This window comes from Bradyrhizobium sp. C9 (assembly GCF_002532045.1).
GTDB lineage: Bacteria > Pseudomonadota > Alphaproteobacteria > Rhizobiales > Xanthobacteraceae > Bradyrhizobium.
On record NZ_NWTG01000001.1, the window covers coordinates 1,076,651 to 1,089,556 of the forward strand.

General features: G+C 65.1%; 12 protein-coding genes. 8 read left to right on the plus strand and 4 right to left on the minus strand.

The genetic code is table 11. The annotated features are described in order from the left end of the window. Positions 1 to 55: 55 nt before the first annotated feature. Positions 56 to 889: an inositol monophosphatase family protein gene (locus CO675_RS04675; protein ID WP_245452628.1), complete on the plus strand. Its 834-nt coding sequence runs from the start codon at positions 56 to 58 to the stop codon at positions 887 to 889. A gap of 269 nt (positions 890 to 1,158) precedes the next feature. On the opposite strand, the gene CO675_RS04680 is transcribed toward CO675_RS04675, so the two are convergent. Next, the gene (locus CO675_RS04680; protein ID WP_097670786.1) at positions 1,159 to 2,385 is read right to left on the minus strand and encodes an ABC transporter substrate-binding protein; all 1,227 of its coding nucleotides are present in this window, start codon (positions 2,383 to 2,385) and stop codon (positions 1,159 to 1,161) included. A 182-nt stretch (positions 2,386 to 2,567) separates the two neighbouring features. On the opposite strand from CO675_RS04680, the gene CO675_RS04685 reads away from it, so the two are divergent. Together CO675_RS04685 and CO675_RS04690 are read left to right on the plus strand one after the other, a co-directional pair. Then, complete coding sequence (locus tag CO675_RS04685; protein ID WP_097670787.1) at positions 2,568 to 4,199, plus strand: flavin-containing monooxygenase; 1,632 nt, start codon at positions 2,568 to 2,570, stop codon at positions 4,197 to 4,199. A gap of 104 nt (positions 4,200 to 4,303) precedes the next feature. Then, complete coding sequence (locus CO675_RS04690) at positions 4,304 to 4,714, plus strand: (R)-mandelonitrile lyase (RefSeq protein WP_097670788.1); 411 nt, start codon at positions 4,304 to 4,306, stop codon at positions 4,712 to 4,714. An 11-nt stretch (positions 4,715 to 4,725) separates the two neighbouring features. Here the strand turns inward: CO675_RS04690 and CO675_RS04695 are convergent, their stop codons facing one another. Next, a complete protein-coding gene (locus CO675_RS04695; RefSeq protein WP_158231182.1) occupies positions 4,726 to 5,772 on the minus strand; it encodes a LacI family DNA-binding transcriptional regulator in 1,047 nt (348 codons plus the stop codon). A gap of 127 nt (positions 5,773 to 5,899) precedes the next feature. Beyond that, a complete protein-coding gene (locus CO675_RS04700) occupies positions 5,900 to 6,826 on the minus strand; it encodes a LysR family transcriptional regulator (protein WP_158231183.1) in 927 nt (308 codons plus the stop codon). Positions 6,827 to 6,957: 131 nt separating this feature from the next. On the opposite strand from CO675_RS04700, the gene CO675_RS04705 reads away from it, so the two are divergent. The 5 genes from CO675_RS04705 to CO675_RS04725 are packed head-to-tail and all read left to right on the plus strand — an operon-like array spanning position 6,958 to position 12,140. Further along, entirely contained in the window at positions 6,958 to 8,196 is a 1,239-nt protein-coding gene (locus CO675_RS04705) for a CaiB/BaiF CoA transferase family protein (protein WP_158231184.1), read from the plus strand. Between the two features lie 56 nt (positions 8,197 to 8,252). Continuing rightward, a complete protein-coding gene (locus tag CO675_RS04710; protein ID WP_158231185.1) occupies positions 8,253 to 9,476 on the plus strand; it encodes an ABC transporter substrate-binding protein in 1,224 nt (407 codons plus the stop codon). Between the two features lie 20 nt (positions 9,477 to 9,496). Then, positions 9,497 to 10,114: a DsbA family protein gene (locus tag CO675_RS04715; protein WP_158231186.1), complete on the plus strand. Its 618-nt coding sequence runs from the start codon at positions 9,497 to 9,499 to the stop codon at positions 10,112 to 10,114. 18 nt (positions 10,115 to 10,132) lie between these two features. Further along, the gene (locus CO675_RS04720; RefSeq protein WP_097670794.1) at positions 10,133 to 10,867 is read left to right on the plus strand and encodes a glutathione S-transferase N-terminal domain-containing protein; all 735 of its coding nucleotides are present in this window, start codon (positions 10,133 to 10,135) and stop codon (positions 10,865 to 10,867) included. A 1-nt stretch (position 10,868) separates the two neighbouring features. Continuing rightward, positions 10,869 to 12,140, plus strand: a complete 1,272-nt coding sequence (locus CO675_RS04725; RefSeq protein WP_097670795.1) for a CaiB/BaiF CoA transferase family protein — start codon at positions 10,869 to 10,871, stop codon at positions 12,138 to 12,140. A 25-nt stretch (positions 12,141 to 12,165) separates the two neighbouring features. On the opposite strand, the gene CO675_RS04730 is transcribed toward CO675_RS04725, so the two are convergent. Then, a complete protein-coding gene (locus CO675_RS04730; protein WP_097670796.1) occupies positions 12,166 to 12,903 on the minus strand; it encodes a CbtA family protein in 738 nt (245 codons plus the stop codon). Positions 12,904 to 12,906: the final 3 nt, after the last annotated feature.

Sequence of the window (12,906 nt, forward strand, 5' to 3'; positions counted from 1 at the left end):
GCCGCGCAGGCATGATCCTGCGATAGGATGGCGGTGCAACGCAGGAGAATGCCACGTGAAACTGTCCCATGCCGATGCGCAGATTATCGGAAACATCCTCGCCGAAGTCGGCCGTACCGAGATCATGCCGCGGTTTCGCCGCGTCCGGGAGATCGAGGTCCGGACCAAGACGTCGGCATTCGACGTGGTGACCGAGGCCGATGAACTTGCCGAGCAGGCGATCTCGGCGGCGCTGCTCCGGGCGTTTCCGAACGCGGTCGTGATCGGCGAGGAGGGCACAGCGCGCGATCCGGCCGCGCTCGATTTGCTCGGCACAGCGGAGCTCGCCTTCATCATCGATCCGATCGACGGTACGAGGAATTTCACCTCGAGCCTGCCGCTGTTCGGCTCCATGGTGGCCGCTACCATGCGCGGCGAGATCGTATTCGGCGCGATCCATGATCCGGTCAGCATCGACACCGCGTTCGCGCTGCGCGGCGAGGGCGCCTGGCTCGAGATGCCCGATGGCAGGCGGCATGATCTGAAGGTGGCCCCGGCCGTGCCGGTCAAGCAGATGGACGCGGTGGTCGGCGTCAACTTCCTGCCCGAGCCGTTGCGGACAACTGTCGCCGGCAATCTCTCCAGGCTGGGCGCCAGCGCCTGGCTCAGATGTGCCGCGCATGAATACCGCATGGCGGCATCCGGCCATTGCCACCTCTTGTTCTACAACAAGCTGATGCCGTGGGACCATGCCGCGGGCTGGCTGTTGCATCACGAGGCCGGCGGCTACAGCGCACATTTCGACGGATCGCCCTACAAGCCGGTCAATCTGACCGGCGGCCTGCTCTGCGCGCCCGACGAGGAGAGCTGGCACGCGGCACAGCAGGCGATCCTGACGCCGGCCGGGTAGGGCGGAGATGTGCGAGTTCTGATTCGACTGTTTCGGAGTCGTCCCTGCGAAAGCAGGGACCCATAACCACAGGACCATGTTGTTGAAATGAGCCGTGGCTCCAGCCCTGCAAGCCAATCCGCATTCGTGGTTATGGGTCCCGGCTCAAGGCCGGGACGACACCGAATTTGTTGTAGGGCCTGTGAGTCATACTTGCGCGCTCTCGCGACGCGAATTGCCTCAGCTTTGCGCCTCGTCCCACCATCTCATTGAGCAGAGCGCGCAGGGCACTATTCGCTGCCGACCTCGCCGGTGATGATGTTGCCGAACAGCTTCCAGCTCTCGCCCTCGAACCGCATCAGCTGGGACTGCTCGATCGGACGGAAGTCGTTCGCGCCGGTGTTGATCTTGATCCCGGGCAGGATCATCTTCGGCGCGAAGTCCTTCAGGCCGGCGGCCTGCTTCATCACGTTCTCGCGTGTGAGATCGTCGCCGCACTGCTTGAGCACCTGCGCGAGCGTTTGCGCGGCGGCGTAGCCATAGACGTGATTGCCGTTGGTCTTGTCGCCGTCGGGCATGTACTTGTCCATGAACGCCCGCCATTCCCTGGTTTCGGCATCGTCGTTCCAGATCGTGTCGGTCGGATCCTTGAGGTAGGCGACCGAGATGATGCCCTGGGAATGCTCGATGCCGGCGGCGCGCATGACAGAGGCGACTGACGTCGCCGTCGAGGTCAGGAAGAAGGTCGGCTTCCAGCCGAGCTCGGCGACCTTCTTGATGGTCTGCGCCGCGCCCTTCGGCGCCGCCCAGGTGAACAGGATGTCGGCGCCCGAGGCGCGCAGCGCCACGATCTGCGAATCCAGCGTCGGATCAGTCAGCTCGTAGGACTTGTCGGCGACGATCATGCTGCTCGCCTTGTCGCCGAGGCCGTCGCGCAGCCCCTTGAGCGCATCCTTGCCGGCATCGTCGTTCTGCCAGAGCACCGCGATCTTGCCGTTCGGGAATTTGTCGAGAATGTACCTGGCGTAGATCCGTCCTTCGCTCTGGTAGTTCGGCTGCCAGCCCATCGTCCAGGGAAAGCCTTGCGGATCGCCGAAGCGCGTCGCGCCCGATGCGATGAAGAGGTGAGGGACCTTCTTGCCGTTGAGATATTTCTGGATCGCGACATTGGGCGCGGTGCCGAGCGGCTGGAACACCAGCAGCACCTCGTCGCCTTCGACCAGCTTGCGCGCCTGCTCGACCGATTTCGGAGGCGAGAAGCCGTCGTCATAGCTGATGAAGTTGATCTTGCGTCCGTTGATGCCACCCTGGTCGTTGATCATCTTGAAATAGGCCGCTTCGGTCCGGCCGATCGCGCCGTAGGCGGAGGCAGGACCGCTATAGGGCATGATGTTGCCGATCTTGATCTCGGTATCCGAGACCCCGGGGCCGTAATTTTTCTGCGCGAGCGCCGGTGACAGCGCGCCGATCGTTACCGCGGCCGCCAGGCACGCGCGAAGACAAAATCCGTCCAACATCCCTCAGTTACTCCCTGATGATCCGCTGCTCGCCTTGTGACGTACCCGCGGCTGCCCTTGTCGGGGCCGGCGCGTTGACGCCCGGCGACAATTATCGTATGCGCTTCCTGTCTGGAAACGTTTCCAGACTAGCGCGCGTTCCCACCGATGGCAATATTCCTGCGGCCGGAGAGATGTGACAAATGAGCAGACTGGAGCAGACGAGCCCCGACCATGGCGCGAGGCCGCCGCTGGTCGCCGAATGCGATGCGGTCGTGGTCGGTGCCGGCTTCGGCGGGCTGTATGCGATCTACCGGTTGCGCGAGCTCGGGCTCAAGGTGATCGGCATCGAGGCGGCGTCCGACGTCGGCGGCACCTGGTACTGGAATCGCTATCCGGGCGCGCGCTGCGACATACCGAGCCTGTTCTATTCCTATAGCTGGTCGGAGGAGCTGCGGCAGGAATGGCGCTGGAGCGAGAAATACGCCGCCCAGCCGGAGATCCTGCGCTACGCGCAGCGCGTCGCCGACCGGTTCGGTCTGCGCTCGCTGATCCGCTTCGACACCCGCGTGACGAGCGCCGACTGGGACGAGGCCGGCGAGAGCTGGACGCTGCGCACCGATCGCGGCGATTGCATCGTCGCATCGACTTGCGTGATGGCGACCGGCAATCTCTCGGTCCCCAACAAGCCGAAGCTCGCGGGCCTCGAGCGTTTTCGCGGACCGATCTATCACACCGGGCAGTGGCCGCATCAGGAGGTCGACTTTTCCGGCTTGCGCGTTGCCGTGATCGGCACCGGCTCCTCGGGTGTGCAGACGATCCCGATGGTCGCAAAGGCTGCGAGCCGCCTGACCGTATTCCAGCGCACGCCGAACTACTCGGTGCCGGCGCGCAATGCGCCGCTGTCCGATGCCGACATCGCCGCCGCCGAGCCCGTGATCGCGAAGTATCGCGAAAGCCTCGAGACGCCGGAGTTCGGGCGGGTCCCTGCCAATGCCTTCGAGGCACCGGTGCCCGAGCGGGACGTGCAGTGGGCGCGCTATGAACAGCTTTGGGAGCAGGGCGGCGGCGGCATCCTGACCGCGTTCCCGAACATCCTGACCGACGAGGCCGTCAACGACGTCGCCTGCGATTTCGTGCGCGACAAGATCCGCAGCATCGTGAATGACCGGGCGACGGCGGAGGCGCTGTCGCCAAAGGATTATCCGCTCGGCGTCAAGCGCATCTGCATCGATACCGGTTACTTCGCGACCTACAATCTGCCGCATGTCGAGCTGGTCGATTTGCGCATGGAGCCGCTAGAGTCCGTCACCGAGACAGGCGTCGAGACCGCGACGCGGTCGTTCGCGCTCGACGCGCTGGTGCTGGCAACGGGCTATGACGCGATGACCGGGGCGCTTGCCGCGATGCAGATCCGGGGGCGGGACGGCGCGACGTTGAAGGAGGCCTGGGCCGACGGCCCCAGCGCCTATCTCGGCCTGATGGTGTCGGGCTTTCCGAACCTGTTCGTCGTGACCGGGCCGGGTAGTCCCTCTGTCATCGGCAATGTGATCCATGCTTGTGAGAATCATGTCGAGTGGATCGCTGCCTGTCTCGGCAGCATGCGCGCCAACGGATTGACGCGGATCGAGCCGGAACGTGACGCCGAGCGCGCCTGGATGGCGCATGTCGCCGACGCCGCCAGCCGCACGCTCTATCCGAAGGCCAATTCCTGGTACCAGGGCGCCAACATCGCGGGCAAGCCGCGGGTGTTCATGCCCTATGTCGGCCAGGGTTACCGCCACCGCATCGCGCAGATCGCGCAGCGCGGGTATGAAGGGTTTGTACTCCGCTGAGAGTGGTGCGACTGCGGTTTCGCTCCGTCATCGAGAGGGGCGATAGCCCGCAACGACGAATTGCTGGAACCGTTTCCAGTTCGGATGGATTGAGAGGATCGCAGATGGACATCAAGCGCGCAGGATCGATCGCAAGCCGGCGCGGCAGCGCCGACTGGTTCAGCGGCACGGTATGGGCGGACGCGATCGTCAATGCGCCCGCGCCGGCCCGGGTGCAGGCCGCACGCGTCACGTTCGAGCCGGGGGCGCGTACGGCGTGGCACACCCATCCGCTCGGCCAGACGCTCTACGTCACCGCCGGGGTCGGATATGTGCAGAGCTGGGACGGCCCGATCCGCCTGATCCGATCGGGCGATGTGGTGTGGATTCCGCCGGGCGAGAAGCATTGGCACGGCGCGGCGCCAACCACGGGGATGAGCCATATCGCGATTCACGAAGCGCTCGACGGCGACTACGCGACCTGGATGGAGCACGTCTCCGACGCGCAATACGCGGCCGCGCCGCAGGCTGACTGATCGGCGCGGCGCTACTTCCGTCCGCGCGCGGGTGTCGCCGGTGCGGCGCAGGAATGGCGCAGGATGAGCCGCGTCGGCAGGAACACGGGGGCGCCGCTGCCGGCCTTGTCGGGCTCGCGGATCTGTTCCAGCAACAGCCGCGCAGCGGTGCGGCCGACCTCGTTCATGTCCCAGCTCAAGGCCGAGATCGCCGGCGTCGCATGGCGGGCGAGGTCGGTGTCGCCGCTGCACACGATCGATACGTCCTGCGGATAGCGCAGGCCGTTGCTGGTGATCGCCTCCAGCACCTCGGCCAGCATGCTGGTGCCGAGCGAGATGATCGCGGTCGGCGGTTTTGTCGATTGCAGCAACTGGCACACCGAGCTGAAGGCAGTGTTGGCGCCCTGCATGTGCGGGCGGATCAGGCTGGGATCGACCTCGATCTTGGCTTCCTGATGCGCCTGCCGGTAGCCCGCAAGCCGCTCCGTGCTCGGCAACACCGCGGCGCTGCCGGTGAGCAACGCGATCCGGCGATGGCCGAGGCCGATCAGGTAGCGCGTCGCCTCCAGCGCGCCGCCGCGGTGATCGACGCGAACCATGACGCTATCGGGCACCTCGCGGTCGACGGTGACGCACGGCAGGTCGAGCGTCGCCAGTCCCTTCATGAAATCCTTGTGCGAATTGTCGCCGGCGAACAGCAGCAATCCGTCCATCTGGCGCCGCCGCACCGCCGACAGGAACGCCGCCTCACGCGCCTCCTCGTGCTTGGTCGCTGCCAGCATCAGCAGGAATCCGGCGCGCTGGAACTCCTCCTCCGCCGCGCTCACCATGCCGGTGTAGTGCGGATTGGAGAAATCGGCCACCATGCAGCCGATTGTATTCGACGCCCGCGAGCGCAGCGCCTGTGCCGCCTGGTCGGGCTCGAACCCGAGGCGCTTCACCGCGCGCATGATGCGGGCATGCAGCTCGGCGCTGGTATAGATGCCGCCATTGAGCGTTCGGCTGACGCTAGAGACGGAGACACCGGCCTCGGCCGCGACGTCACGAATCGTCGGTCGTGTCCGTCGCGCTTTGGTCATCGGTGGTCGGCCCTGTCGGTTCGGCATTGCCGCCGTCAAGCGCGCCAGATGTGGCGTGCAGCAGACGGCATCGCCGAACCTAATCAGGCTCCGCCGTGAATCTCAAACGATTCTTGGGAGTCTTGGGTTATCTCCGTGACGCACTCAGGAACAGCGGCCGGAAGATATCCAGAAATCCGGTCGCGGCCGGCGTCAGCGGGCGGTTCTTCAACCGCAGGATCCCGATCTTGCGAACCAGCGGCGGCGAGACCAGCCGCTTGACGATCACGCCGCGCGGGGCGCGCGGCGGCACCGCCGAGGCGGGAACGATCGAGATGCCGACATTGGCTGCGACGAAGTCGTAGAGCGTGCCGAACTGCTCGACGATGGTGCTGTGATTGAGCACGATGCCGCTCGCGGTCGCGACGCTGTCGATCTGCTTGCGCAGGCCGGAGCCGGTCGGAAGCGAGACAAAGGTTTCGTTGCGCAGCTCGCGGAGGCTCAGCGTCGCCTTGTTTCGCAGCGGATGGCGCGAGGGCAGGATCGCGAAGCAGGACTCCTGCACCGCGTCGTCGCTGACGACCTCCCGGCCGAGCGCGGTGACGTTGCCGACGCCGAAGTCGGCGAGGCCGCTGCGGACATCCTCATAGACCTCGCTGCCGAGGCCCTCGCGCAGGTGGATTTCGACACCGGGATGCGCCTTCCTGTATTTCAGCACCGCCTCCGGCACCACGTGATGTGTGAGTGACAACAGGCAGGAGATGATCAGGCGTCCCTTGATTTGCTCGCCGAGCGCGCGGGCATTGTCGACCTGGGCACCGAGATCGGCGAGCAGGCGCTGCGTCGATGCCGTGAATTCGCGGCCCGGTGCGGTCAGGATGACGTTGCGCGTCGATCTGAGGAACAGCGAGACGCCGAGCTGCCGTTCGAGCTGAAGCACCAGGCGGCTCACCGCCGACTGCGTAATGCCGAGGTCGGCGGCGGCCGCGGTGAAGCTGCCATACACCGCGACCGAGTTGGCCGCGCGAAGATGTTTGAGGCTGACCTCGAACCGGCGTGGGCGTCGCTCGCGCATCATTCATTCCATTTTCGCATCAATAATCCGGATCGGAAAATATTTGACCTATATGCCCGCCGCGTCAACGATGAAGACAACGACAGGGCAGCAAGCGGGAAGGGAAATTGCGGATGACGGCGAGCCCGACGATGACGAGGCAAGGCGCGCTGCACGGTGTCCGCGTTCTCGATCTGACGAGATTTTATTCAGGTCCGTTTGCGACCTTGATGCTGGCGGGCTTCGGCGCCGAGGTCATTCGCATCGATACCCCGGAGCAGGGCGATCCCAGCATGACCGGGCCGCCGTTCCTCGGCAGAGACGGCGTCTCGCTCGACCGCAAGCATGACAGCGATCTTGGCCTCGCCTATCTGAAGCGCTGCCGCGACAAGAAGTCGATCACACTGAACATGCGTTCGCCTGAGGGCATGGAGCTGTTCCATGCGCTGCTGCGCAAGTCGGACATCCTGGTCGAGAACCTGCGTCCCGGCGCGGCCGAGCGGCTCGGGATCGACTACGAGGCAAACCGCCAGGTCAACCCCGCGATCGTGCATTGCGCGTTGACCGGCTACGGCTCGACCGGCGCGGACCGGCGTCTCAAGGCCTACGATCTGATGATCCAGGCGGCGTCCGGTCTGATGTCGATCACCGGTGCGCCTGACGGCAACCCAAGCAAGGCCGGCACCGCGCTCGCCGACGGCATCACCGGCGCCTTCGCGGTCTCCGGCATCCTCGCTGCGCTGACCGAGCAGCGCATGTCGGGACGAGGCCAGTTCGTCGACGTCGCGATGGCCGACTGCCTGCTGTCGCTGGTGCTCGACGAGCCCTTGGATTGCTACGAGCAGATGGGGATGGCGCCACGGCAGGGCAATCGCATCATGCGGTTCTCGCCCTTCAACACCTATGCCACGCGCGACGGCGCGATCGCGCTCGGTGCCGCCACGAATGAGGACTGGCTGGCGCTGCTGGGAGTGATGGACCGGCTCGACCTCGCCGCGGACGCGAAGTTCATGAACACCGGCTGGCGCGTCGCCAACAACACCATCGTCGATGCGATCGTCAGCGAATGGACGCTGGGCCGCACCACGCTCGAGGCGATCGAGGCGCTCAATCGCGGCGATGTCGCCGCGAGCCAGATCCGCGACATCGACGACATCCTCGCCTGGGAGCATCTCCGCGCGCGCGACATGCTGCAGCCGGTCGTGCATCCGACCGAGCCGCTCGAGCAGCGCGTCATCGGCGCCGGGTTCCCGATCAAGATGGGACGGACGCACAAGGGATATACCGCGCCGGCGCCGACGCTCGGTCAGAACAATCAGGAGATCTATGGCGGTCTGCTCGGCCTCACGGGGCAACGGATCGACGATCTGACGTCGAGGCGGATCATCTGAAAGCAAAGAAGGCCGGCACATGCATGCCGTCCCAAGCGGGAGCGTCGAGGATAGTCATGGCGAGGAAACGAACAATCACAGCTGCGGCGATCGCGTTGCTCGCCGCCGGCGCGATGCCGACGCCGATCCGGGCGGCGGATGTGCAGCCGGTCAGGATCGGCGTGCTGACCGACATGTCGGGGATGTACCGCGACATCATGGGGCCGGGCTCGGTGCTCGCCGCCAGGATGGCGGTCGAGGATTTCGGCGGCAGGGTGCTGGACCGTCCGATCGAGGTGATCTCCGGCGATCATCAGGCGAAAGCCGATGTCGGCGCGGCGATCGCCCGCAACTGGTTCGACAATGGCGGAGCCGACGTCGTCGTCGATGTCGCGCAATCCGCCGTGGCGCTCGCCGTGCAGGAGCTGGCACGGACGCGCAACAAGATCGTCATCCACGGCGTGACCGGAAGCCCGGCAATCACGCAGCAGGCCTGCGCGGCGACGGCTTTCTCATGGTCGCTCAACGCCTACGCGATTTCGGCGCCGCTGCCGAAGCCGCTGATCGAGCGCGGGCTCGATACGTTCTTCTTTCTTTCGGCCGACTATTCCTTCGGCAAGGCGATGGAGGATGCGGCGGCGGGTGCGATCAAGGCGGCCGGGGGCAAGGTGCTCGGCTCGGTGCGCTTCCCGCAGAACAATCCTGACTTCAGCTCGTTCCTGCTGCAGGCGGTGGCGTCAAAGGCCAAGGTGATCTGGCTGATCTCCGCGGCCGAGGACACCACCAACGCCCTGAAGCAGGCCAAGGAGTTCGGCGTCGCCGAAGGCGGCCAGCACATCGTGGTGCCGCTGACCTACATCACCAATGTGCACGCACTCGGCATTGCCAATGTGCAGGGCCTGACCTTCGCAACCCCGTTCTACTGGGACCGCACCGACAAGACGCGCGCCTGGTCGGAGCGCTTCTTCGTGCAGCATCACGCGATGCCGACCATGGACCAGGCCGCGGTTTACTCGGGAACGCTGCATTATCTCCAGGCCGTCGCTGCCGCCAGGACGCTCGATGGTCTGAAGGTCGCCGACGAGATCCGAAAACTGCCGGTCAACGACATGTATGTCGAGAACGGTTTTGTGCGCGCCGATGGCTGGCTGATGCATCCGTTCTACATGGCGAGCATCAAGGCCTCCGGCGAGGTCAGGAAGCCCTGGGATTACTACACCATCGAGAAGGTCATTCCGGCCTCCGAGGCGGCGCAGCCGCTGTCGGAGAGCCAGTGCCCGCTCGTCGCTCAATCGCAATGACAATCGACAAAGGAGAGACAATGTCCCGCGAAGTTCTCAAGATGTATTCGGACTACAAGAGCCCCTATGCCTGGCTGGCATTCGATCCGGTGTTCGAGCTGGAGAAGAAGTTCGACATCAAGGTGCAGTGGCGGCCGTTCCAGCTCCGGATCAAGGGTTCCGGCCAGCGCAGCGTCTATTCGGAATACAAGGTCAAGTATTCCTACATGGATGCGCGGCGGAGCGCGAACGAGCGCGGCGACAAGAAGATCATCCGCGGCCCGCTGAAAATCTTCGATACCGCGCCGGCGCTGATCGGCGGGCTGTTCGCGGAAAAGCAGGGACGTCTGATCGAGTACAGCCGGCTGGTCTACGAGCTGTTCTTCCGCCGCGAGCTCGCGGTCGACGAGGTCGACGCGGTGGAGCGCTTCATCGAGTCGCTCGGCATGTCCGGCGCTGAATTCCGCAGCTATTTCGAGGGCGACGGCCGGCGCGAATATGAGGAGGCGCAGCAGGAGAGCCAGGGGGATCACATCTTCGGCGTGCCGATCTGCGTCTTTCGTGGCGAGCAGTTCTGGGGCAACGACCGGGTGCCGATGCTCGAGCGGCGGCTGCAGGAGGCCGGACTGTCGCTGTCGCGCGAAAAGCAACTGGCCTGAGCCGTGCCGGAGGCTCCGATGATCGATCTTCACTTCGCACCGACGCCGAATGGCTGGAAGATCTCGATCATGCTCGAGGAATGCGGGCTGCCGTATACCGTCGTGCCCGTCAACATCACGCGCGGCGACCAGTTCAGGCCCGAATTCCGCAAGCTCAATCCCAATGGGCGCATCCCTGTCATGGTCGACAGGGATCCGCCCGGCGGAGGCGGGCCGCTGACGATCTTCGAGTCCGGAGCGATCCTGCTGTACCTCGCGGAAAAGACCGGCCGGTTCTTTCCACGCGATCTGCATGGCCGCAGCCGCGTGCAGCAATGGCTGATGTGGCAGATGAGCGCGCTCGGGCCGATGCTGGGTCAGAACGGGCACTTCTCGCTCTATGCGCCGGACAAGATTCCCTATGCGGTTGAGCGCTACGGCAACGAGGCGCACCGTCTCTACGGCGTGCTCAACGATCGGTTCGGCGAAAGCACCTGTGTCGCTGACGACAACTATTCGATCGCGGACATCGCCTGCTTTCCCTGGGTGATGACCCACAAGGCGCAAGGCCTCACGCTCGATGACTTTCCGCATGTCAAGCGCTGGTTCACTGAGCTGCGCGCGCGACCGCAGCTCCAGAAGGGGCTCGCGGTCGGCCGGCGTGCGGTGCGCAAGACGCTCGACGCGCAGGCCCGCAGCAATCTGTTCGGAACGAGGCGGGCGAGCGGAGACGCCTCCGCCAGTGCTCTTCAATCACAACAACTGGACAATTGAGATGACCTTGCCTCCGAAAATGCTGACCGGGTATCGCGTGCTCGATATCACCCAGTTCGTCGCAGGCCCGACCTGCACGCGTCTGCTGGCCGAAGCCGGCGCTGACGTCATCAAGATCGAGCTCGCGCCATTTGGGGACCGATCGCGCTTCCAGGGCCTGAAACCGCGCGATCCCACGCACAAGAACACGTCGCAGAGCACGTATTTCTTCCAGCAGAACCATTCGAAACGCAGCCTGGCGCTCGACTTCAAGCATGAGAAGAGCCGCCAGATCCTGACCCGGCTCGCCGCCAAGGCTGACGTTCTGGTGGAGAACTTTACGCCCGGTGTGATGGAGCGCGCCGGACTTGGTTACGAGACGCTCAGGAAAATCAATCCGCGGCTGATCATGTGCTCGATCTCGTTCGCGGGACAGACCGGTCCCCTGAGCGACAAGCCGGGCTTCGACTACATCGCCCAGGCCTTCGCCGGCATCACGGGCGTGATCGGTGAACCCGATGGGAAGCCGGCGCAGGTGCCGGTCGCGATCGGAGACGCCTCGACCGGCGTTGCCGCAGCGATGGCCGTCGGCTTTGCGCTGCTGCACCGCGAGCGGACCGGAGAGGGCCAGTTCATCGAATCGACGCTGCTGGACACCTACTTTCACATGCATGAGGCAAATGTGCCGAAGGTCTCGCTACGCGGGGACAGCTTCGTGCCGCAGCGGGAAGGCTCGCTGCACCCGAATGGCGGCCCGGTCGGCGTGTTCGATTGTGGCCGGGGTGAGTTTCTCGTGATCTGCGCACTGGCGCATCAATGGCCGCAAATGGTCCGTGCGCTGGGGCGGCCGGAGCTCGAGAAGGATCCGCGGTTCGAGTCCGCGCGCGCCCGGGCCGACAACAGGGTGCTGGTCGGGGAGATCGTCGAAGCCTGGCTCAAGACTTTTCCATCACGCGATGCGGCGATCGCGGCGTTGGAGCAGGAGCGGATTCCCTGCGCGCCGGTGCTGACCCTAAATGACGCCATGGCCCAGCCGCATCTGATCGAGCGCGGCACGGTCCGCCAAGTCAGCGATCCTCGGATCGGAGAGTTTGCGATTCCAGGCGCGCCGATGCGCTTCTCGGAATGGCCGCAGCGTACCTGGCTGAGGGCCGACCTGCTCGGCGAACACAATGAGGAGATCCTGGGCGAACTCGGGCTGTCCGGGCAGGAGATCGACCAGCTCTACGCGGAGAAGGTCTTGGTGCAGGACAGGGAGTTGCGGGCCGGCAAGCCGCTCAGGCAGGCGAGCTGAGCGGCCACGCTGTCAGGCAGCGGCGTTACGCGGATGCCGGCCGGTCGAAATAGGCGAACGCGGCGCTGGTCAGGCCGCCCAGCAGCGACCAGAACACCAGGCTCGTCAGCGTGACCGCGACGACGAACTGATGCGACAATGACGAGGGCACATTGGTCGCGACATGCTCCAGCTCGGGCGCGCCGATCAGATGCGGCAGCATGATCAAGACAACGCCGGCGATCGCGGCCGGCATCGAGCGCCGGAACACGATCAGCCCGAGTCCGGCCGATGTTGCCAGCACCGCTGTGGTCCACCAGATCTGACGCGAGAGCAGTGGTGCGGCGGGGACGCCCGGCAGTTCAGGCGGTAGCCCAAGGCCCGGCGCAATGGTGAAAACGGCAAACCCTGCGAGGCCCCACATCAGGCCTTCGTGCCACGAGATCGGCTCGCCGGTCGCGCCGCTGCGAATCGAGAAGAAGCCGCACAGCAGGAGGGCAAAGCCGATCGCAGTCAGGATGTTCGCGCCCGCGGTATAGAGGTTGCGCTCCAGCCCGTCACGCGGCTCCCACGCCCCGGCGCCATGGTCATGATCCGCATGATCATGGACGAGGACGACCTGCGGTTGCGCGCCGGCTTCGTGCTTGTGCTCGGCCGCCTTCTCGTAGACCTCAGCCTTGAGGATCAGCGGGACGGTGCCGAACTGCTGGACTGCGGTGACGATCAGGCCAACGATGAATCCGGCAATGACCGAGGAGAAGACGATCGAGCGAAACGTGCTCATGCC

Excerpts from the sequence above, each read along its gene's own strand:
- CO675_RS04715 (WP_158231186.1), top strand. The coding sequence starts at position 9,497 with ATGTCCCGCGAAGTTCTCAAGATGTATTCGGACTACAAGAGCCCCTAT.
- CO675_RS04730 (WP_097670796.1), bottom strand. The coding sequence starts at position 12,903 with ATGAGCACGTTTCGCTCGATCGTCTTCTCCTCGGTCATTGCCGGATTC.
- CO675_RS04705 (WP_158231184.1), top strand. The coding sequence starts at position 6,958 with ATGACGAGGCAAGGCGCGCTGCACGGTGTCCGCGTTCTCGATCTGACG.
- CO675_RS04690 (WP_097670788.1), top strand. The coding sequence starts at position 4,304 with ATGGACATCAAGCGCGCAGGATCGATCGCAAGCCGGCGCGGCAGCGCC.
- CO675_RS04700 (WP_158231183.1), bottom strand. The coding sequence starts at position 6,826 with ATGCGCGAGCGACGCCCACGCCGGTTCGAGGTCAGCCTCAAACATCTT.
- CO675_RS04725 (WP_097670795.1), top strand. The coding sequence starts at position 10,869 with ATGACCTTGCCTCCGAAAATGCTGACCGGGTATCGCGTGCTCGATATC.
- CO675_RS04720 (WP_097670794.1), top strand. The coding sequence starts at position 10,133 with ATGATCGATCTTCACTTCGCACCGACGCCGAATGGCTGGAAGATCTCG.
- CO675_RS04685 (WP_097670787.1), top strand. The coding sequence starts at position 2,568 with ATGAGCAGACTGGAGCAGACGAGCCCCGACCATGGCGCGAGGCCGCCG.
- CO675_RS04695 (WP_158231182.1), bottom strand. The coding sequence starts at position 5,772 with ATGACCAAAGCGCGACGGACACGACCGACGATTCGTGACGTCGCGGCC.
- CO675_RS04680 (WP_097670786.1), bottom strand. The coding sequence starts at position 2,385 with ATGTTGGACGGATTTTGTCTTCGCGCGTGCCTGGCGGCCGCGGTAACG.
- CO675_RS04710 (WP_158231185.1), top strand. The coding sequence starts at position 8,253 with ATGGCGAGGAAACGAACAATCACAGCTGCGGCGATCGCGTTGCTCGCC.